At 66.2% G+C, this 20127-nt stretch carries 19 protein-coding genes; 9 read left to right on the forward strand and 10 right to left on the reverse strand.

The genetic code is table 11. From position 1 onward, the window contains the following. Positions 1 to 50: 50 nt before the first annotated feature. The 3 genes from AC3RCC_RS23935 to asnB form a co-directional block, all read right to left on the reverse strand. Complete coding sequence (locus tag AC3RCC_RS23935; protein WP_492256828.1) at positions 51 to 602, reverse strand: hypothetical protein; 552 nt, start codon at positions 600 to 602, stop codon at positions 51 to 53. Positions 603 to 731: 129 nt separating this feature from the next. Continuing rightward, the gene (locus AC3RCC_RS23940; RefSeq protein WP_492256829.1) at positions 732 to 1316 is read right to left on the reverse strand and encodes a hypothetical protein; all 585 of its coding nucleotides are present in this window, start codon (positions 1314 to 1316) and stop codon (positions 732 to 734) included. 703 nt (positions 1317 to 2019) lie between these two features. Beyond that, entirely contained in the window at positions 2020 to 3549 is a 1530-nt protein-coding gene (asnB, locus tag AC3RCC_RS23945; RefSeq protein ID WP_492256830.1) for an asparagine synthase (glutamine-hydrolyzing), read from the reverse strand. A 278-nt stretch (positions 3550 to 3827) separates the two neighbouring features. Between asnB and AC3RCC_RS23950 the strand changes: the two genes are divergently transcribed. The 4 genes from AC3RCC_RS23950 to AC3RCC_RS23965 are packed head-to-tail and all read left to right on the forward strand — an operon-like array spanning position 3828 to position 7247. Next, on the forward strand, positions 3828 to 4481 hold the full coding sequence (locus tag AC3RCC_RS23950; RefSeq protein WP_291639859.1) for an ABC transporter permease: 654 nt from the start codon (positions 3828 to 3830) through the stop codon (positions 4479 to 4481). Next, positions 4478 to 5590, forward strand: coding sequence for an ABC transporter ATP-binding protein (locus tag AC3RCC_RS23955; RefSeq protein ID WP_492256831.1), 1113 nt, complete (start codon positions 4478 to 4480; stop codon positions 5588 to 5590). Before AC3RCC_RS23950 ends, AC3RCC_RS23955 begins: the two co-directional genes overlap by 4 nt. Beyond that, positions 5583 to 6320: an ABC transporter permease gene (locus AC3RCC_RS23960; RefSeq protein WP_291639855.1), complete on the forward strand. Its 738-nt coding sequence runs from the start codon at positions 5583 to 5585 to the stop codon at positions 6318 to 6320. The genes AC3RCC_RS23955 and AC3RCC_RS23960 overlap by 8 nt, the downstream gene beginning before the upstream one ends. A gap of 42 nt (positions 6321 to 6362) precedes the next feature. Continuing rightward, the gene (locus tag AC3RCC_RS23965) at positions 6363 to 7247 is read left to right on the forward strand and encodes a glycine betaine ABC transporter substrate-binding protein (RefSeq protein WP_492256832.1); all 885 of its coding nucleotides are present in this window, start codon (positions 6363 to 6365) and stop codon (positions 7245 to 7247) included. Between the two features lie 195 nt (positions 7248 to 7442). Here AC3RCC_RS23965 and tam read toward each other — a convergent pair whose 3' ends face one another. Further along, complete coding sequence (gene tam / locus AC3RCC_RS23970) at positions 7443 to 8231, reverse strand: trans-aconitate 2-methyltransferase (RefSeq protein ID WP_492256833.1); 789 nt, start codon at positions 8229 to 8231, stop codon at positions 7443 to 7445. A gap of 159 nt (positions 8232 to 8390) precedes the next feature. Between tam and AC3RCC_RS23975 the strand changes: the two genes are divergently transcribed. Beyond that, the gene (locus AC3RCC_RS23975; RefSeq protein WP_465247529.1) at positions 8391 to 8615 is read left to right on the forward strand and encodes a helix-turn-helix domain-containing protein; all 225 of its coding nucleotides are present in this window, start codon (positions 8391 to 8393) and stop codon (positions 8613 to 8615) included. Between the two features lie 102 nt (positions 8616 to 8717). On the opposite strand, the gene AC3RCC_RS23980 is transcribed toward AC3RCC_RS23975, so the two are convergent. From AC3RCC_RS23980 to AC3RCC_RS23995, 4 genes are all read right to left on the reverse strand, one after another. Next, positions 8718 to 8999, reverse strand: coding sequence for a hypothetical protein (locus AC3RCC_RS23980; protein ID WP_365878421.1), 282 nt, complete (start codon positions 8997 to 8999; stop codon positions 8718 to 8720). A gap of 199 nt (positions 9000 to 9198) precedes the next feature. Next, on the reverse strand, positions 9199 to 12681 hold the full coding sequence (locus AC3RCC_RS23985) for an error-prone DNA polymerase (RefSeq protein WP_492256834.1): 3483 nt from the start codon (positions 12679 to 12681) through the stop codon (positions 9199 to 9201). Further along, complete coding sequence (locus AC3RCC_RS23990) at positions 12678 to 14225, reverse strand: Y-family DNA polymerase (protein ID WP_492256835.1); 1548 nt, start codon at positions 14223 to 14225, stop codon at positions 12678 to 12680. The genes AC3RCC_RS23985 and AC3RCC_RS23990 overlap by 4 nt, the downstream gene beginning before the upstream one ends. After that, positions 14131 to 14961: an ImuA family protein gene (locus tag AC3RCC_RS23995; RefSeq protein WP_492256836.1), complete on the reverse strand. Its 831-nt coding sequence runs from the start codon at positions 14959 to 14961 to the stop codon at positions 14131 to 14133. The genes AC3RCC_RS23990 and AC3RCC_RS23995 overlap by 95 nt, the downstream gene beginning before the upstream one ends. A 224-nt stretch (positions 14962 to 15185) precedes the next feature. Here AC3RCC_RS23995 and AC3RCC_RS24000 point away from each other — a divergent pair, with 224 nt between their 5' ends. The 4 genes from AC3RCC_RS24000 (at position 15186) to AC3RCC_RS24015 (ending at position 19268) form a co-directional block, all read left to right on the forward strand. Further along, complete coding sequence (locus AC3RCC_RS24000) at positions 15186 to 16184, forward strand: DUF808 domain-containing protein (RefSeq protein WP_492256837.1); 999 nt, start codon at positions 15186 to 15188, stop codon at positions 16182 to 16184. Between the two features lie 107 nt (positions 16185 to 16291). After that, the gene (locus AC3RCC_RS24005; RefSeq protein ID WP_291639838.1) at positions 16292 to 17038 is read left to right on the forward strand and encodes a bestrophin-like domain; all 747 of its coding nucleotides are present in this window, start codon (positions 16292 to 16294) and stop codon (positions 17036 to 17038) included. 135 nt (positions 17039 to 17173) lie between these two features. After that, positions 17174 to 18112 (forward strand): AEC family transporter, encoded by a 939-nt coding sequence (locus AC3RCC_RS24010; protein WP_291646517.1) that lies wholly within the window; start codon positions 17174 to 17176, stop codon positions 18110 to 18112. Positions 18113 to 18170: 58 nt separating this feature from the next. After that, positions 18171 to 19268: an NADH:flavin oxidoreductase/NADH oxidase gene (locus tag AC3RCC_RS24015; RefSeq protein ID WP_492256838.1), complete on the forward strand. Its 1098-nt coding sequence runs from the start codon at positions 18171 to 18173 to the stop codon at positions 19266 to 19268. 243 nt (positions 19269 to 19511) lie between these two features. Here the strand turns inward: AC3RCC_RS24015 and AC3RCC_RS24020 are convergent, their stop codons facing one another. Beyond that, the gene (locus AC3RCC_RS24020) at positions 19512 to 19820 is read right to left on the reverse strand and encodes a DUF1330 domain-containing protein (protein WP_066478322.1); all 309 of its coding nucleotides are present in this window, start codon (positions 19818 to 19820) and stop codon (positions 19512 to 19514) included. 2 nt (positions 19821 to 19822) lie between these two features. Next, a complete protein-coding gene (locus AC3RCC_RS24025) occupies positions 19823 to 20110 on the reverse strand; it encodes a DUF1330 domain-containing protein (protein WP_291639831.1) in 288 nt (95 codons plus the stop codon). Positions 20111 to 20127 lie beyond the last annotated feature (17 nt).

The following is a 20127-nucleotide window of genomic DNA, read 5'->3' on the forward strand; positions in this document are numbered from 1 at the left end:
CTGGCGGATCCGTGCGAGCGCCTCGTCGGGCTTTCCGAGATCCGCTTCGGTTAGACGACGCAGAAGGGAAACGAGGCGGGGTTGTGGTTCCGGCCGGTCGGCAAAGTGGTGCGGCGCACCGGCAGGGGCAGATGGAGATTGAAGCGAAAGATCGCGCTGCCCGAAATACGCGCGACGACGAGTTCGCTATAGACTGTCTTGTTCTTCCGATAGGCGCAGGCCGTGACCAGCGGCAGGCGCAGGTCAAGCCTCGGTTTGCCTGCCGCGTCTGTTTCGTACTGGTCGATCAGGAAGGCACCGCGGAACGCGACCTTCGAGATATTCTTCGCTGATACTTCGTTATCGATCCAGAGCGACGCGACCTGCTCCTGGTGGTCGACGAACCATTGGGCCGCATCGGAAATGCGATAGATGTTCTCCGTCGGAAGTTCGACGGCCGTGTCCGGGACGCCCCGCGGAACCCAGCGCAGGAACGCATGGAGGTTGTTTCCGCCCCTTTGCGCGTAGTGGACCTCGATCGTCCCGGTTTTCGTCGGCTGCAGCGCCGGCTCCGGTGTGGGCGGCCAATGGAAATCGCCATAGAGTTTGAACGCGAGAACCATCGCAGGCAGCCCCCCATCTTCTGCTGGCGCCGCTCGGATCGGCGCTCTTGCTTCAGCTCAGGCGCAACACGTCATGTCTGTGGCGCGGTCCCGCATTGGACCGGCCCGGTTTCCTCGGCACGGAAGCTGCTATTCGATCCGATAGACCACGAGGCTCTGGCCGCTGAGGTCGACCGGTTCTCCGCAGCGATGATTGGTATGCCCCCAGACCTTGCCGCCGGCGGCGCTGACGGGGCCGGCCAGAACCATCACATGATCCTTCGACAGGCCGAACCAGCTGACGACGAAGCAGAAATCGCCTTCTTTCGTTTTGCTGAGATCAGTGATGGGCTTGACGTTCGTGTACTTGCCGGCGGCGTTCTTGAACGCGGCAGCAAGTTCCGTCACGCGTATGCAGACACCATTGGCGCAGGTCGTGCTCGGGAGGTTGACGAGGATTTTGCTCTTCGACAGGCCGTGAGCGACGAAATGCGTGCAATCCAAGGGAAATTCGTGATCGGGGCAGTCGTTTCCGCCACCGCGGGGACAGTATTCCGCATAGTATTTTCTAGCACTCGGCCAATCGAACGGCAGCTTCGTCACATCCGCGCCGTCGCGCGGGATCAGCAGCAGGTTCGGGGCGAGCGGGCCGATTTCAGCGGAAAGGCGCCGTGAGAATTCCGAATCCGTAAGTACCGTTGCTGCTTTGAGGCGCCCTTTATCCTTCGTCTCCATCGGTGATCTCCCCGGATCATGCCGTCGGCTACGCGGTGGCTGTATAGTTCTCCAAATCGAACGTTGATTGTCTTGAGCCGTCTCGCGCGAACCGGGCCGCCATGCCCCCCATTCCTTCGCGACGAAGTTCCTTGAGCAGGCTCCTTCATTGTTGGCGAAGCTTTTCAAGAGAAGCGTCTACTGCCGGAACATCAACCTTAAGTTGTGACTCCTCTCACATTCTTCCGGACTGCAAGGAAATGCAACTCCTTTTTGCAGGCGGCATTCGATGCAATCTTTCAGGCTTTTTGGCAGAGACCAAGCAATGCGCGAAACCTCAGGGCATTTCCGGGTTTCCCTGAATCGCGGGAACGCCCTATCTCCTTGTTTCATCGCACTTTCTTCACGTGGACCGGTACCCGCTTCGCTCCAAAATGCTCGAGATCGCCGCGCGTCCGTTCGGATGCGGTCACGGTGATCTATCTCATTGTTATCGCATCGGAGTTTTCCGAAAACTGGAGTCCACTTTTCGGTCCGGTGCTCGAGCGGCCGGGCGAACCATCTCGGAGCCCGGTGACACGATTGTGCCGGGCCGTCCTCGCGACGGCGCCACACGGAAAATCCGTCCGCGCCGCGGCGGACGCGTCCCAGGCATCGGATTCCGCCACTGAACAGCTCGATCCGATGCCTCGCTCAGCCTTGGAAAGGCCGTCCGGCGCCAAGGTCAGGCGGCGATGCGGTTGGCGTTCCATTGCCCGGCCTGGCTCAGGATCATGCCGGGATCCTTGAAGCGGCGGCGCAGGATCTCGCGATACAATGCGCTCTCACGCTGCCGCTCGATCTCGCCCCTGCCGCCCGTCAGGATCCGCAGCGCCTGCTGCAGCGCCTCCACGGTCCCCGAGCCCTCGTCGAACTGCGCCTTCTTGCGCCAGACGAGATCGACCGGCAGCAGGTCGGCGCAGGCCTTGCGCAGCAGCCATTTCTCGGTCGTCGGCCCGGTCGCCTCCGTGATCGCCGGATCGGTCCGGCGTAGCTTGAGCTGTGCCGGGATGGATTGGGCGAAGGCGATCAGCTCGCGGTCCAGGAACGGGGTCCGCGCTTCCAGCGACTCCGCCATGGTCATGCGATCGACCCGCTGCAGATTGATGTTGTGCATGGAGCAAAGACTGCGCGTCAGCTCGTCCGCGAGGGCGCGCGGCTGGTCGACATAATCATGGTGGTAGGTGTAGCCCGCGAAGAGCTCGTCGGCGCCCTCGCCGGTCAGCACGGCCTTGACATGGGCACGCGCCAGCCTGGCTGCGAACAGCGTCGGGATGGCGCTGCGGACGAGATCAGCATCGGCGCTTTCGAGATGATAGATCACATGCGGCAGGTTGTCGGCGATGTCCTGCGCCGTGAAGGTGAACTCATGGTGCTCCGTCCCGATATGCTCCGCCACGCGCCGCGCCGCGATCAGGTCGGAGGAGCCGGCCGTGCCGACGGCGAAAGTCTTGAGCGGCCCCTGCCCCGCGTTGACCCTGACCTTCTGCGCGAGCGCCGCGATGATGGAGCTGTCGAGCCCTCCGGACAGGAACGAGCCGACCTCGACATCGGCGACCATCCATTTCGCCACCGCCTCTTCCAGGCTTAGGCGCAATTCACCCGCCACCGCGTCGACGTCGAGCTCCGGCTCGGCTTTTGCCGCTCCCGACGGGACGCGATACCATTGCCTCAGCCCGCCGCGGCTGTCGAAGAGCGCCCCGGGCGGCAGCGCGCTGATCTCCTCGAAACCGAGACCGTCGAAGGCCTTGAGTTCGGAGGCGAACGCCAGGCCCTTGCCGCGGCGCGCCATGTAGAGCGGCTTGATCCCGAGAGGATCGCGCGCCGCGATGATCCGGTCCGGCGTCGCCAGCACGAAGGCGAACATGCCGTCGAGCCGGCTGATCCAGCGCTGCGAACCGGTGCGGAACAAGTGAAGAATAGTTTCGCTGTCGCTCGCCGTATCGAAGATCTCGGCGCCGAGGATCGCTCTCAGATCCTCATGGTTATAGATTTCTCCGTTGGCGACCAGCATTTCCGCACCGGCCCGAATGGGCTGGCGGCCGTTCTCGGCTCCGATGATCGAGAGCCGGCAATGGCCCATCACGGCCGGTGTCCCACTCAGCTCGGCGACCTCGGTCGCATCGGGACCGCGATGCCCAAGGCGCGAGAGCATTGCCTCGATCAGCGTCCCGTCCTGGTCATCGATCTCCCACAGGCACACGAAGCCACACATGAAACATCCTCTTCATTCACGGCTTTTCACGACGCTCGACACCGGATTGCGCCCCGCATGAAAAGCTACAAGGTTTCGATAAAGAGTTAATTCGCTAAATTCTAAAATTTAATTTGAGATATACAAAGTATGCATTCGTCATATGAGAAATAAATATTTCAAACTAAATAGAATCAGAGAATAGATATCATCAGGAATAACTGTCAGATTATCATAAAAAATTCTCAAAAATGGGTTGCCAAGTCCGGATATCCTGCTCTAAAAGCCGCCTCAACGCAATGGACATTCTCAATTACATCATTTCGAACTGGGGGCTCATCGTCACCCGGACTGGCGAACACGTTGCCATCGTCGGGGTCGCGGTTGCGCTGGCCATTCTGACCGGCGTGCCGATCGGCGTGGCGATCAGCCAGAACCGACGCGTGGCGGACGCCGTGCTCTATGTGGCGTCGATGGTGATCACCATCCCGTCGATCGCATTGTTCGGGATGATGATCCCGGTCCTGTCGCTGGTCGGCCACGGGATCGGCTACCTTCCGGCGGTGATTGCGGTATTACTCTACTCGCAGCTGCCGATTATCCGGAATACATACGCCGCGATCCGCAATCTTGATCCCGCCCTGCGAGAAGCTGCGCGAGGCATGGGCTTGACCAGAGGCCAGCGCTTGCGGGAGGTCGAGCTACCGCTCGCACTGCCGGTGATCATGACCGGGGTGCGGCTCGCAGTGGTGATGAATATCGGCGTGACCGCGATCGCCGCCTATATCGGCGCCGGCGGACTCGGAACCTTCATCTCGCGGGGCATCAGCCAGACCGATCCGCGCCAGCTCATCACCGGAGCCCTCGCCGTCAGCCTGCTCGCCATCGTCGCCGACCTCGCCCTGCTGTGGCTGCAGCGGAAGCTCACCTCTCCGGGACTGAGGACCAGATGATCAGACTGCACCAGGTCAGCAAGACCTTCGCCGGAAGCACCATGCCGGCCGTGGACCGCGTGTCGCTGGAGGTTCCCGCGGGCGAGATCTGCGTCCTGCTCGGCCCCTCGGGCTGCGGCAAGACGACGACGATGAAGATGGTCAACCGGCTGATCGAGCCGAGTTCCGGCGACATCCTCATCGACGGAAAGAGCACGGCCGATTGCGACGTCACGCAATTGCGGCGCAGCATCGGCTACGTCATCCAGCAGATCGGCCTGTTCCCCAACAAGACCGTCGAGGACAATATCTGCATCGTCCCCGACATTCTCGGCTGGGACCGACGCAAATCGCGCGAGCGGGCGGCCGAGCTGCTCGACATGGTCGCGCTCGAGCCCGGCGCCTTCCTGCACCGCTATCCGCGGGAGCTTTCGGGCGGCCAGCAGCAGCGCATCGGCGTGCTGCGCGCCATCGCCGCCGATCCGCCGGTCCTGCTGATGGACGAGCCTTTCGGCGCCATCGACCCGATCAACCGCGTGATCATCCAGGACGAGTTCCTGAAGATGCAGGCGCAGATCCGCAAGACCATCCTGTTCGTCAGCCACGATATCGACGAGGCCGTGAAGATGGCCGACCGGATCGCGATCTTCAAGGATGGCCGGCTGGTCCAGTACGATACGCCGGATAACATCCTCGCCCATCCGGCGAGCAGCTTCGTCTCCGATTTCGTCGGCGGCGACCGGACGCTGAAGCGCCTGCAATTGCTGACGGTGCGCGACGCCATGCTGTCGGATCCGCCGCGCGTCAAAGCCACGGACGATCTGAGCCAGGCGGCCTCGACGATGGAGCGGCATGGGCACCAGGCGATCGTGATGGTCGGGCCGCGCGGTCGGGCACGCGGCTATGTCTCGCTCCAGGCGGCGCGCGGCGCCAGCGGCATGGTCGGCGAGAACCACGAGACCCTGCCGACGACGATCAGGCCGCATGAGGATCTGCGCACCGCGGTCTCGACGATGTTCCGCCATGACGTCTCCTGGCTCGCCTGTATCGACGAGGACGGCATGTTCGTCGGCTATGTCACCCTGCGCGGCATGACGCGCCTGCTCTCGGAGACCTACCGGGATGGCTGACGGGGTGCTGCCCATGCTGACCCGGCTGCGCCGCAATGGAGTCCATCTCGCCGTCTTCCTGCTCGGAGCATGGGCCTGGGCGGGCGGTCTTCTGCCGGGCCTGATCGAGAAGTGGGACGACATCGCCTTTCTCGGCTGGCAGCATATCGAGCTGGTCGCCGTGTCGGGCGGCGCCGCGATCCTGTTCGGCGTGCCGCTCGGCGTTCTCCTCACCCGGCCGCGCTTTCGCCGGCTCGGCGACATGGCGCTTCAGCTTCTCAATGTCGGGGCGACGATTCCGACGCTCGCCGTCCTGGCTCTGGCGATGAGCCTGCTCGGCATCGGCAACGGTTCGGCGATCTTCGCGCTGTTCGTCGCCTCCCTGCTGCCGATCGTCAGCAACACGATGGCGGGCCTGCGCGCCGTGCCGCCGCATCTGCTCGAGGCGGCGCGCGGCATGGGCCTTTCGGCGCGCCATACGCTGCTCCAGGTCGAGCTGCCCAACAGCCTGTTCGTGATCTACACCGGCATCCGCACCGCGCTGGCGATCAATGTCGGCACCGTACCGCTGGCCTTCCTGATCGGCGGCGGCGGGCTCGGCGAGCTGATCTTCACCGGCATCGCGCTCAACGAGTTCGGCACCATGCTCGCCGGCGCCATCCCCACCGCCCTGCTCGCGGTGCTGATCGATTTCATCATGGCCCAGCTCCAGTTCTGGACCATCCCGCGAGGGGTCAACCCGCTGCGCTGACCCCTCCGACCTTTTCCCGTAGTAGCTTCAAGGAGACCTGGCATGAAGCTTTCGTCGCGCATGTTCGCCATGGCCGCGCTCGCGGCCCTCTGGGCGATGCCCGTGCAGGCCAAGCCCATCGTCGTCGGTGGCAAGAACTATACCGAGCAATTGCTGCTCGCGGAGATCACCACGCAACTGCTCAAGAAGAAGGGTTTGGAGGTCGACAAGCGCGACGGCATCGGCTCGCAAGTCCTGCGCGACGCCCAGATCAGTGGCCAGGTCGACGTCTACTGGGAGTATACCGGCACCTCGCTCGTCACCTACAACAAGATCAAGGACCGCCTGAGCGCCAAGGATACCTATGAGCGCGTCAAGGAACTCGATGCCAAGCTCGGCCTGGTCTGGCTTCAGCCTTCGAGCGCCAACAACACCTATGCACTCGCCGTCCGTTCCGATGATCCCAAGACGGCTTCGGTCAAGACGCTCTCGGATCTCGCCGCCGCCTTCAACGCCAAGAAGCCGCTGAGCATCGCCATCAACGCCGAATTTTCCGGGCGTCCCGACGGCCTGCCGGGCCTCCAGACGACCTATGGCTTCAAGGCCGGGCGCGCCAATCTGAAATCGATGGATTCCGGCCTGACCTACCAGGCGCTCCGCGACTCCCAGGTCGACGTCGCGCTCGTCTTCGCCACCGATGGGCGCATCCAGGCCTTCAAGTTCCGCGTGCTCACCGACGACAAGGAGTTCTTCCCGAACTATGCCGCCGTCCCGGTGGTGCGCGCCGAGATCCTCAAGGCCAATCCGGCCCTCGAAGCGACGCTCAATGCGCTCTCCGGCAAGCTTTCCGACGAAGTCCTGCAGGGCCTCAATGCCAAGGTCGATGTCGACAAGACCCCGATCGAAGAAGTTGCGCGCCAGTTCCTGGCCGAAAGCGGCTTGAACTAGAGCATTTTCGAGCGAACTGGGCACCGGTTCGCGTGAAGAAAACGCGATAGAACAAAGACCTGGAGCATCTGCGCGTTTCAGAGAACCGCGGAAATGCTCTGGATCACCGGGCGTCCCACCGGACGCGGGTCAGCGATCCAGCTCTTTGCGATTGCATCGGCCCGAAAAGTGGATCCCACTTTTCGGGCCGATGCATTAGGCGCCCTGCCGCGTCGCGACGATGAACAGGCGCGGGAACCGGAGCAACACCTTGCCATCCGGTTCGGCTGGATAGGCTGCGGCGATCCGTTTCAGATACTGGTCCAGGAAGGCGGTCCGCTCCTCGGCGGACAAAAGATCGACAAAGGGCTTGAGCCCCGTGCTCTTGAACCATTCCACGATCGCGCCGGGCCCTGCCAGCGCATGCACATAGGTCGTCTGCCAGATGTCGACGGCGCAGCCGGCCTCCTGGAGCCAGCGGCGGTAGTCGGAAAACGAACCGATCAGTGCCCTCGCCGCGCGCGCGCTCGCCAGTCGCTGCGCCCAGGGACCATCGGCCGCCACCTCTGTCATCGCGACATGCGAAGGCTCGGCCAGATTGTTCGGCATCTGGACCGCGAGCACACCGCCCGGCTTCAAGGCACGCGCCAGCCGGGCGAACAGGGTGGCATGATCGGGAATCCATTGCAGAACGGCATTCGCGAAGATCAGATCGTAGCGGCTCTGTGCCGACCATTCCTCGAGCTGCGCCAGTTGGAAGGTGACCTGCGGCAGCCGCTTGCGCGCCTTGTCGAGCATGTCGGGCGAGGAATCGAGGCCCTCGATCTGCGCTGCCGGAAACCGCGCCGCGACCAGCTCGGTACTGTTACCGGGTCCGCAGCCGAGATCGATGCAGCGTTCCAGCTGGGCCGGGCGGACACGCAGGAGCAGATCAAGCGAAGGGCGCGTCCGCTCGTCCTCGAAACGTAGATATTGCCCGGCATCCCAGTCGACGCGCTCGCCCATGGCCTCATCCCGACGAATCCGCGGAGCATCATGCCGGCTCGGGCCCTGCCCGACCAGCCACAAGACACGCCAGCCGCAGCCTCAACCTTTTGTTAACCCTATGGCTCTCTCTTGGAAGACATCCGACCGGGGGCTGGGCAACCGGAAAAGGATAAGGCCATGGGCGATGCCGGGCCAGAAGCGACCGCGGTCAATGACCTCGTCGGCCTGCCTGTCGCACAGGTGGAGCGCGACCTCATCCTCGCGACATTGCGCGAAACACGCGGCAACCGTACGCATGCCGCACATATCCTCGGCGTTTCGATCAGGACGCTGCGGAACAAGATCGCAGCCTATGTCGCGGAGGGGTATTACGTGCCCGAACCCGGCACCGCCGTTCACTGAGCCGGCGCCCTTGTCGATATCCGCCCCATTCACGGCTGCGCGGATCGCTGCGCCTCCCGCCGGAACCTCGCGCCCGCGGCCAGCGCAAGGCACCGGCGAGGTTCACCGTTTCGCCCGCCAGGCACGGTAGCGCTCGAGCAGACCAACGCTGCGCATGGCGAAAGCCGCCATCGGCTTGCGCAGGAAGGGAATATCGGCGGCGATCAGCATCAGGCCCAGAGGCAGCATCCAGAGGCCGAGAAAGGGCAGGATCGAGAAGATGCCGCCGAGGATCAGCAGAAGCGCCGCCGGAATGCGGACGAGGCGCGACGAGGGATGCCTGAGCCAACGGCTCACCGCGGCGAGCCTCTCGGGCAGTTCCTGCTCCAGGCGCTTGAAGGCCAAGCGAAGAAGCCGTTCTCCGTCGTTCATCCGTTCCTATTTCAACCAAGGCTAGATCGCCGAGCTCCCTAGCCCTTTGTTTAAGCATCGGATTCGCCCGAAAAGTGGATTCCACTTTTCGGTCCGATGCTCTGGGCAGAGGGCCGCCTTCATCTGCCCGTAAATCATGGCGTTTTCTGAGCAGCTTCCGAGCAGCGTAAGCTCAGTGGAAATCGCGCGACTTCGGAAGGATGCGGACATTGCGCGGGTGGCCGGCGCGCGGGTGCTGCGGATGCAGGAACTCGTCGGCACGGCTGAGCGCGATCTCGGCGCGGTGGGTGTCGGACAGGCCCAAGAGATCGGCCGAGCGGTCGAAGACGCGCCGCGCCATCAGATGCACCACGCCTTCCTGGCTCTTCTGCACCCTGCCTTCGACCAGTAACAGTCGCGCGCCCATCACCTCGCGGCGGAAGCGGGCGAAATCACGGGCCCAGAGCACGATGTTGGCGATGCCGGTCTCGTCCTCGAGCGTGATGAAGACCGCATTGCCCTTGCCGGGGCGCTGACGCACCAGCACGACGCCGGCGACACTCGCCCAGGCCCCGTCGCGCCCAGCGGCGATCGCCGCGCAGGTCACAACGCCCGCTCCGGCGAAACGCGGGCGCAGCAGGCCCATCGGATGGCCCTTCAGCGAAAGCCGCACCGTCTGGTAGTCGGCGACGACATGCTCGGCGAGCGGCATGACTGGCAAAGCAGCAGCCGGCTCCTCTCCGAGTTCGCGGGCCTTTGCGACCTCGAACAAGGGCAGTGCCTCGTCATCCGGCAGGCGGCGCACGGCCCAGAGCGCCTCGCGCCGATCCAGCCCAAGCGAGCGGAAGGCGTCGGCATCGGCGAGCAGACGCATGGCGCGCGCTGGGAGCCGCGCCCGGCGCGCAAGACCCTCGACATCGCGATAGCCCTCGCCGCGGGCTGCGATGAGGCGCTCCGCCCATTCCTCCTTGAAGCCGTCGAGCTGGCGCAGGCCGAGGCGCAGAGCGAGACGGCTCGGCTTCACCTCTCTCGCCCTCATCCTGAGGAGCGCCGGAGGCGCGTCTCGAAGGATGCTTCCAGCACGCTCTGGATCATCCTTCGAGACACCGCTGCGCGGCTCCTCAGGATGAGGGATCGGCTCGTCGAACACTTCTTCCAAGAGATTGTCCCAGGCGCTGGAATTCACGTCGATCGGGCGCGGCTCGACGCCGCCATTCTCCTGCGCCTCCCGGACGATCTGGGCCGGGGCGTAGAAGCCCATGGGTTGCGAGTTCAAAAGCGCCGCGGCGAAGATCGCGGGGTGATGGCATTTCAGCCAGGAGGAGACATAGACCAGCTTGGCGAAGGAGGCGGCATGGCTCTCGGGAAAACCATAGCTGCCGAACCCCTTGATCTGCTCGAAGCAGCGCTGGGCGAAGGCCGGCTCGTAGCCACGCTCGACCATGCGCCCGACCATCAGCGCCTCATATTGGCCGATGGTGCCGAGATTGCGGAAGGTCGCCATGGCGCGGCGCAGGCCGTTGGCTTCCGGATCGGTGAATTTCGCCGCCGTCATGGCGAGTTGCATCGCCTGTTCCTGGAAGAGCGGAACGCCCAGGGTGCGGTTCAGGACATGATAGAGTTCGTCCTCCTTCCCATGAGCCGGTGACGGCGAGGGATAGTCCACTTTTTCGATGCCGGAGCGCCGCTTCAGATAGGGATGCACCATATTGCCCTGGATCGGGCCGGGGCGGACGATCGCGACCTGGATGACGAGATCGTAGAAGGCCCTGGGCTTCAGGCGGGGCAGCATGTTGATCTGTGCTCGGCTCTCGACCTGGAAGACGCCGAGCGACTTGCCCTCGCAGAGCATGTCGTAGGTCGCCTCGTCCTTCTGCGGGACATCGGCGAGCCCGAGGTCGACGCCTTCCCACTCGCGCAGCAGATCAAATGCCTTGCGGATGCAGGTCAGCATGCCCAGCGCCAGCACGTCGACCTTCATCAGGCGCAGCGCGTCGATGTCGTCCTTGTCCCATTCGATGAAGGTGCGATCCTCCATCGCGGCATTGCCGATCGGCACGGTCTCGTCGAGGCGCCCGCGCATCAGCACGAAGCCGCCGACATGCTGCGAGAGATGGCGCGGGAAGCCGAGCAGGCGCACGGCGAACTGCACCGCCTGTGCGATCACCGGGTTGTCGGGATCGAGCCCGGCCTGGCGGACCTGCTCGCGGGTGATGTCGGAGCCCCAACTGCCCCATTGCGTCGAGGCGAGCCGGGCGGTGACGTCCTCGGTCAGCCCTAGCGCCTTGCCGGCCTCGCGGATGGCGCTGCGCGGCCGGTAATGGATGACGGTCGCAGCGATGCCGGCGCGCTCGCGGCCATAGGTCCGGTAGATCCACTGGATCACCTCCTCACGCCGCTCATGCTCGAAATCGACGTCGATATCGGGCGGCTCGCGCCGCTCCTCCGAGATGAAGCGCGCGAAGAGCAAGGTGTGCTCGGCCGGATCGACCGCGGTGATGCCGAGCGCGTAGCAGACGGCCGAATTGGCGGCCGAGCCCCTGCCCTGGCAGAGAATGCCCTCGCTTTCGGCGAACTCGACGATCTGGCGGATGGTCAGGAAATAGCGGGCATAGTCGAGCCTGCGGATCAGGACGAGCTCGTCGTCGACCTGCTTCTGGACCGCGAGCGGGATGCCGTCGGGATAGCGCATCGGCAGGCGCCGGCGCACCAGCTCCTCCAGCCAGCCCTGCGGCGTCCAGCCGGGCGGCACCGGCTCGTCGGGATACTCGTATTCGAGCTGCTTGAGATCGAATTCGATGCGACTGAAAAGATGCTGCGTCTCCTCGATCGCCTCCGGCGCTTCGCGGAAGAGCCGGGCCATCTCCTGCGGGGTCTTGAGATGGCGCTCGGCATTGGCCTCGAGCAGGCGGCCGGCCCTGGCGATCGTCGTGCCCTCGCGAATGCAGGTCACGAGGTCCTGGAGATCGCGCTGTTCCGGCGCGTCGTAGAGCACATCGTTCGTGGCGATCAGCGGAGTGCGGGTCGCAGCCGCGACGCCTCTCAGCCGGGCGAGGCGGCGGCGATCATCGCCACGGCGCGACATGGTGGCGGCGAGCCAGACCGCGCCGGGCGCGGCGGCGTCGAGCCGGGCGAGCAGCTCTGGCAAGCCATCGAGCCGGCGTTCCGGCATGACGATCAGCAGGAGGTCGCGGGCGTCGCGCAGGAGATCGTCGAGGACGAGAATGCATTCGCCCTTCGTTTCCGTTTTCAGATTTCCAGCGGTCAGCAGGCGGCAGAGCCGGCCCCAGCCGGCGCGATTGGCGGGATAGGCGACGATATCGGGCGTGCCGTCGACGAAGACCAGCCGGCTACCGGTGACGAGCTTGAAGGCCTTCGCCTTCGCTTGGAGCCATTCAGGCGTGAAGGGCAGGTCGGCGAAGGCCGGATTCTCGACCCAGACATATTCGCCGGGACTGCCGCCGTGGCGTAGCTTCTCCCGCGGAGGCAGCCCGTCCTCACGCAGATCGCGCAGCGCGCTCCAGGCCCGCACCACGCCGGCGAGCGTGTTGCGGTCGGCGATGCCGAGGCCGGTCTGACCGAGCAGCAGCGCGGTCATGACCAGGTTCGGCCCGGGCGAGGCGCCGCGCAGGAAGGAGAAATTCGTCGCGGCGACGGGCTCGGCGTAAGTCATCATGCGAACAGCCCGTGCAGGAACCAGCGCGGCTGGACGCTCTCGCGATCGTAGAGCCCGGCGCGGAACAGCCAGAAGCGGCGACCCTGCGCATCCTCGACGCGGTAATAGTCGCGCGTCGGCTCGTCCGGTCCGTCGCGCCACCATTCCGGCGCGATCCGCTCCGGCCCCTCGGCGCGGGCGATCTCGTGCAGCACCCGGCGCCAGCGAAAGCGCAAGGGCGGGCCGTCCGGCACCTCGGCGAGCGTCTCGACCGGCTGCGGCGGCTCGAAGAGCTGGAGCGGCCGCGCCGGCGGTTCGCCCGCTTCGGGCTTCGGCCAGGGCTGCATCTCGGATGGCGCGCCGACGGCCGGGACCGCGCCGGCTTCCCGCTCGGGATGATGGGAGTTGCGGGCGACGAAGCGCAGCACCCGGTCACGGCCGAAGCGGGCGACGAGCCGGTCGACCAGATCGGCCACCGCCTCCTCCTCGACGGCGCGCCCGTCGAGGCTCGCCTGCGGCGTCCCGAGCGGCTCGCAGACCGGCACGGCGAGGCGGATCGCATCGAAGCCGAAACCGGGATCGAGCGGGTCCGCCAGCGTGTCGATGCGTTCGCGGTAGAGCCGCAATATGGCGGCGGGATCGCGCGAGGGCCGGCCGGTCTCGAGGGACAGGCGCCGGACGGCGCCGTCGCTGCGGAAGAAGCTGATCTCGAAGGCGCGCCCGCCCTCGCCGCGCTGCTCGAGGCTACGGACCGCCTCGTCGAGCAAATGCCGCAGGATCGCCTCCAGCCCATCGGTATCCTGCAAAGGCTCGGGGAAATGCCGCTCGACCATGCAATCGGGCGGCAGCCGCAAGGGGGTGATGCGGATGTCCTCATGGCCGAGGATACGCCGCAGCCGCCTGGCGAGGGCTTCGCCGAAGCGGGCCGACAGCGTGCCCGAAGGGCGGGCTGAAAGATCAGCGAGCGTCTTCAGCCCGGCTCGCGACAGGGCGAGAACGATCTCGGCCGGCGCTTCCAGAGCGGCGACCGGCAGGAGCCGGGTGTGCTCCGCATCGCCGCCCGGCGGGGAGACGGCACAGTCGCCGAACCGGGCGAGCGCCCGCGCCGCCTCGGGCGTGCCGGCGATGCTGGCGCGCAGCTGGAGGCCGAGCCGGCGCAGCCGGATGCCGATCTCCTGGCGCAATGCCGCCTCGCCGCCGAAGAGATGGGCGCAGCCGCTGATGTCGAGCACCAGCCCATGCGGTGGATCGAGCGCAACCAGCGGGGTGAAGCGGTCACAGAGCCCGGTAAGGCGTTCGAGGAAGCGCGCATCGGCGGCGGGATCGGCCTCGGCGATGGCGAGATCGGGAATGCGGGCGCGGGCATCGGCGAGGGTCAGGCCGCGGGTCAGGCCGAGCGCGACGGCGCGCCGGTCGCAATCGGCGAGCCTGAGCGCACCGCCCTCCTTCTCGACCAGGACGAGCGGCCGCTCATCCAGCCCGGCGCCAGGCGGGAGCGCCCTCTGCCGATGCAGCCGGTCGCTCGCCAGGAAGGGAAACCAGAGGGCGAGATAGCGGCGCTGCATCGCTTCGGCCTCCATCCTCCCGGTTCCATTCCTGGAAAGATCGTCGCTCACGGTTCCACTCCACACGCCACTCACACTCACCGAGGCCGCCGCGATGGCGCAGCAGCCTCAAACTGAAGGCCGGATCGCCCGGCGCATTGGCCTCGCGCGGCCGCGACGGCAGAACCCGCACCAGCCAGCGGGTCGTCGCCGCGCTCGGCGCCGGCTCAGGAGAGACCCGCAGGAGCAGGGTCATGACGCCGGAAGCCTCGGCTGCCAGAGCAAGGCGCCGGCTGGCGGTCAGGTCGAGCTGGCGCGGCTCGCCCCAGGGCTCGATCAGCGCCGCGCCGAGAGCCGAACAGCGGGCCGCCTCGGCCCCAGCACGCAACACGCCCTCGGCATCGCGGGCCCGCACCAGCAGAACCTGCGCGGGGTCGAGGCCGAGCTCGGCGAGGCCGGACGGGTGCAGCCGGCCGGCCTCGGCCGCCAGAAAATCCTGCCGAACCCAGAGCAGCGGCCGCATCCCCGCGGCCCGCAGGGCCAGCGCCGCGGCGAAGCCGGTCGCGGCGGGCAGATCGGCTCCAGCCGAGGCATAGATCTCGTGCAGGGCGGCGCGGGCGATGCCGCCGCCCAGCGGCTCGTCCAGCCCCGCCATGCCGAAATCGACCCGCTCCACCGGCGCGAGCTCGCGCGCCAGCCCCGCCAGAGCGAGGCTCTGCCGGAGGCCGGCCAAGGAGCGGGAAGAAGCGTCGGACATGGGATAATGTTCACTATTTGTTCTGACATAAAACCACTCCCAAACTCTGCCGGAGTCAAGCCCGGATATGCGGCCCGCTCCTTGCCAGAAAGGCGAGACATGGCAGGAATCGCCTCCCAGCCGGCCGAACTGTCGCCAATCGCAGGTTTTCTGTCATATCAAGGAAATGCCGATCGGCTTGCTGCGAGGCAGGTACGCCCGCCGCCGCCTTCCCGGGGACAGAGATGAGCTCAGGACTGTTCGCGCTTCTCGACGACATCGCCGGCCTCGCCAAGGTCGCGGCCGCCGCGCTCGACGATGCGGCGGGCCAGGCGACCAAGGCGGGCGCCAAGGCTGCGGGCATCGTCATCGACGATGCGGCCGTGACGCCGCGCTATGCCGTCGGCTTCTCGGCCGATCGCGAGCTGCCGATCATCGGCAAGATCGCCCTCGGCTCACTCAAGAACAAGCTCATCTTCCTGCTGCCGGCGGCTTTGGTGCTGAGCTTCATCGCGCCCTGGGCGATCACGCCGCTCCTGATGGCAGGCGGCGCCTATCTCTGCTTCGAGGGCTTCGAGAAGGTCTACGAGCTCGTCATGCCGCATGCCGGGCACGAGGCGGCGCAGGGCGAAGCCACGGCCGAAATCCTCGATGCCACGCAGCTTGAGGCACAGAAGATCTCAAGCGCGATCAAGACCGACTTCATCCTCTCCGCCGAGATCATGGCGATCACGCTCGCGACCGTCACCGCCTCGTCCTACTGGACGCAGGCCCTGGTGCTTGCCGTGGTCGGCCTCGGCATGACCCTGCTGGTCTATGGCGCCGTCGCCCTGATCGTGAAGGCGGACGATGCAGGCGCCGCGATGGCGCGGACCGGCAAGCCGCTGATCCGGCCGATCGGCCGCGGCCTCGTCCTCGGCATGCCGCATTTCCTGAAAGCGCTGAGCGCAGTCGGCACCGCCGCGATGCTCTGGGTCGGCGGCGGCATCATCATCCATGGCCTCGCCGGCTACGGCCTCGACGGGATCGAGCACGCCATTCACGGCGTCGCGGTGGCGGTCGGGCAGGCCGGCCCGGCGGCCTCCGGCCTGCTGGAATGGCTGACCACTGCCGGCGCCTCGGCCGTGTTCGGGCTTGCGATCGGCGGGCTCTGCCTCGTCGGCATGCATTTCGTCGTCGAGCCGGCCCTCAGGATCTGGCGCGGCAGGGCGGCGAAGACCGCCGGCGCCGCGGCGAGGAAGTAGTCCAGCCGGCGGAAGCCCTGGCGGGCAGTACTTCGCTACCCAAACGACCACTACCGTGCCCTTGGCTCGCCGAATAATCTCACGCCACAGACATGCGGGGAAAGAGCATGACTCCGTTCCTGGTCGGCGCCGTCGCGTTCATCTTCGTGTTCGGCGCAGCAGCCGGCGGAATGCTGCTGCGCGCGCGCCTGCCGGATCATCATCTCTCCCCCGACTCCCGGGAGTTGATCAAGCTCGCCACTGCCATCATCGGAACCCTGTCCGCGATCGCGCTCGGCCTGCTGATCGCCTCGGCGAAACGCTCCTTCGACGAAGCCGGGACCGAGCTCAGAACCTCGGCGGCCCATGTCGTGCTCCTCGACCGGACGATGGCCCAATACGGGCCGGAGACGAAGCCGCTGCGCGTCGCCCTGCGACAGAGCCTCGAGACGAGGCTGAACGAGCTCAAAGATGAACGCGAGGGGCTGCTGCATGAGGGCCTCGACGTCGAGCCCATCCAGATCGGGCTCAGGCATCTCGTACCGGCCAATGACGGACAGCGCTGGCTTCAGGCCCGAGCCCTCCAGCTCAGCGGACAGATCTCGGAAATGAGGTGGCAGCGGCCGGAAACCGAGACCGGCGGCTTCCCAGGCATCTTCATCATCATCCTCGTCTTCTGGCTCGCTTTGCTCTTCGCCTCCTTCGGCCTGCTGAGCCCGGGAAATGCCACGGTCGTGGTGACGCTGTTAGGCTCGGCCTTGTCGGTGACGGCAGCACTGGTGCTGATCATCGACATGGACCACCCCTATCTCGGCTTCATCCGCGTCTCCGACCTGCCGCTCCAGCTCGCGCTCGCACGTCTCGGCCAGCCCTGATCCGCATCGCAGCCGCCGGTATTCCGCCTCCCCCCGCAAACATGCCGGGCGCCATGCATGGGCAGGGGCCGTCATCCCTACGCAAATCTGCTAGCTCCTCGCCCGAGGTCCAACGCACGGACCGCCGGACCTGTCATGCTGCAATTCCTCGCCACCAGCACGCCCTTCTTCGCCGTGATCGGGCTCGGTGCCCTCTCCGCCTGGCGCGGCCTGTTCGGCAGCGATGCGGTCCGGGTGCTCAACACCTATGCCTTCATGGTGGCGACGCCGGCGATGGTGCTCCGGGTGATGTCGCGCCAGCCGATCGCCGAGCTCTGGAACGGGGTGTTCTTCGCCGCCCTGGCCCTGCTCGGCATCGTGGGGATGGGCCTCGGCATCCTTGTGGCGCGCCGCTTTTTCGGGATGCCCTTCCCCAATGCGGTCTCGCGCGGCCAGAGCCTGGTCGGCGGCAATTTCGCCTTCCTCGGCATTCCCCTGATGCTGGCCTTCCTCGGCGACGGGGCGGCAGCGCCGATCGCGATCGGGCTGATCTGCGACACGGCACTGGTCGTTCCCCTCGCGATCGGGCTGATCGAGGCCGGGCGGGGCAAGGGCTCGCCCTGGCGCATCGCGGCAAGGCTGGTGCGCGGCACCATCGTCAATCCCTTCATGCTCTCGATCATGGGCGGCGTCGCGCTCTCGCTCAGCGGCCTTTCCATCCCCGAGCCGATCGACCGCTTCCTCGTCTTCCTCGGCGGCTCGGCCGCCCCGGTCGGCATCTTCGCGCTCGGCGTCGCCGCCTGGCAGTGGAGCCGGGAAGGGAGGCTGCCGCTGAAAGGCGTGCTGCCGCTCGTCCTCGGCAAGCTCGTCCTGCACCCGCTGCTGACCTGGTTCGTGCTCGCCATCGTGCTCAGACTCGACCCGTTCTGGGTCAAAGCCGGCGTGCTCTATGCGGCGCTGCCGATCGCCGCCAATGTCTTCGTGATCTCGGAGCGCTTCGAGACCGACAGCCGGCCGCTGGCCGCCGCCATCGTGATCTCGACCACCGCCGCAGCCCTGACCTTCCCCATCGCGATCTGGCTGGTCTCCGGCTGAACCGCAGCCCGTCGCAATTCCTGCCTTTCCACTGCTCCAGCAATCTCGAGGACAGCGCATGACAAGCCAGCTCTTCCGCCCGCTCGCACTCGATGGGCTCCAGCTTCCGAACCGCATCGTCATCGCGCCGATGTGCCAATATTCGGCGGAAGACGGCTCGGCCACCGACTGGCACCTGATCCATCTCGGCAATCTCGCGCTCTCCGGCGCCGGCCTCCTGATCATCGAGGCGACCGCGGTCGAGCCCGAGGGCCGGATCAGCCCCGACGATCTCGGCCTGTGGAGCGATGAAAACGAGCGCGCGCTCGGCCGCGTGCTCGACGCCGTCCGGCGCCACTCCGATATGCCGATCGGCATCCAGCTCGGTCATGCCGGGCGCAAGGCCTCGATCCACTCACCCTGGAACGGCAGCCGCCAGCGGCCGCTCGACGATCGCGGCTGGCAGACCCTCGCGCCCTCGGCCCTGCCGATGAACCCGAACGATCGGCCGCCGCTGCCCCTCGATGCCGACGGGCTGAAGCGCGTGCGCGAGGCCTTCGTCGCCTCGGCGAAGCGCGCGGCGCGGCTCGGCCTGCAGATGGTCGAGATCCATTGCGCCCATGGCTATCTGCTACACCAGTTCCTCTCGCCGCTCGCCAACCGGCGCGACGACGCCTATGGCGGCGCGCTCGAAAACCGGCTGCGCTTTCCGCTCGAGATCTATGAGGCGGTGCGCGACGCCGTGCCGGCCGAAATCCCGGTCGGCGTGCGGGTCTCCGGCACGGACTGGGTCGAGGGCGGCTGGGAGATCGAGCAGACCATCGCCTTCGCGCAGGCGCTGAAGGCACGCGGGGTCAGCTTCGTCCATGTCTCCAGCGGCGGCCTCTCGCCGGAGCAGAAGATCCCGCTCGGGCCAGGCTATCAGGTTCCGCTGGCGCGGGCAGTGAAGGCGGCGACGGCGCTGCCGGTCATCGCAGTCGGGCTGATCACCGAATACGAGCATGCCGAGGCGATCGTCGCCGGCGGCGATGCCGACATGGTCGGACTGGCGCGCGGCATTCTCTACGATCCGCGCTGGCCCTGGCACGCGGCCGCCCATCTCGGCGCCAGCGTCAAGGCGCCGAAGCAGTATCTGCGTTCCCAGCCGCGGCAGCTGAAGGAGTTGTTCGAAAGCTGAACTGGGTTCGAGCTGCCATTCCGGGGCTTCGCGCAGCGAAGAGCCAGACCCCTATATCGGTGTTGTTCCAGTTCGTCATGCTCGCCCTTGTGGCGAGCATCCACGTCTTGAACACCGCTCTTGTTACGGGAAGACGTGGATGGTCGGGACAAGCCCGACCATGACGGCAAAAGTGGTGTTCATGGGTTCCGGGCTCGGCCCTGCGGCCGCCCCGGAAAGATAAGTCTTGCGCACCAGGCGGGCTCAATCGCCCGGCTGGGCTCCGTCATAGCCGCCGATGATCACGAGATCGACCGGGCCGACCTTGGCGAGGTGCTGCACCGCCGCCTGATATTCCGGCGATTCATAGCAGGCACGGGCCGTCGCCTCGTCCTTGAACTCGATGACGACGTTGTGCTTGCGGCCCTCGCCGCGGGCGAGCTTGTACTCGCCGCCGCGGACGATGAACTTGCCGCCATACTTCGCGAAGGCGATGGCGTTGAGCGAGCGGTAGGTCGCGTATTCCGCCTCGTTCTGCACGTCGAGGCGGGCGATCCAGTAGCCCTTCGCCATGATCAGACGCCTTCGACGACGACGATGTCGATCTCGCCGGCGCCTTCGCGCTCCTTGCGCGCCGCGGCGTATTCCGGCGAGTTCACATAGGCCTTGGCCGCTTCGAAATCCTTGAACTCGATGACGATGTTGCGGGCCCTGCCCTCGCCCTCGCCGACCGTCATCTGGCCGCCACGCACCAAAGGCGTGCCGCCATACTGCTTGATCGCTTCCGAGGCCTTGGCGGCATAGGCCGCCCACAGCGTCGCGTTGGAGACCTTGGCGCGCGCGATCACATATCCCTTGGGCATTTCGGCTTCCATTTCCG

The organism is Allobosea sp. GW823-FHT01F03 (assembly GCF_058798075.1).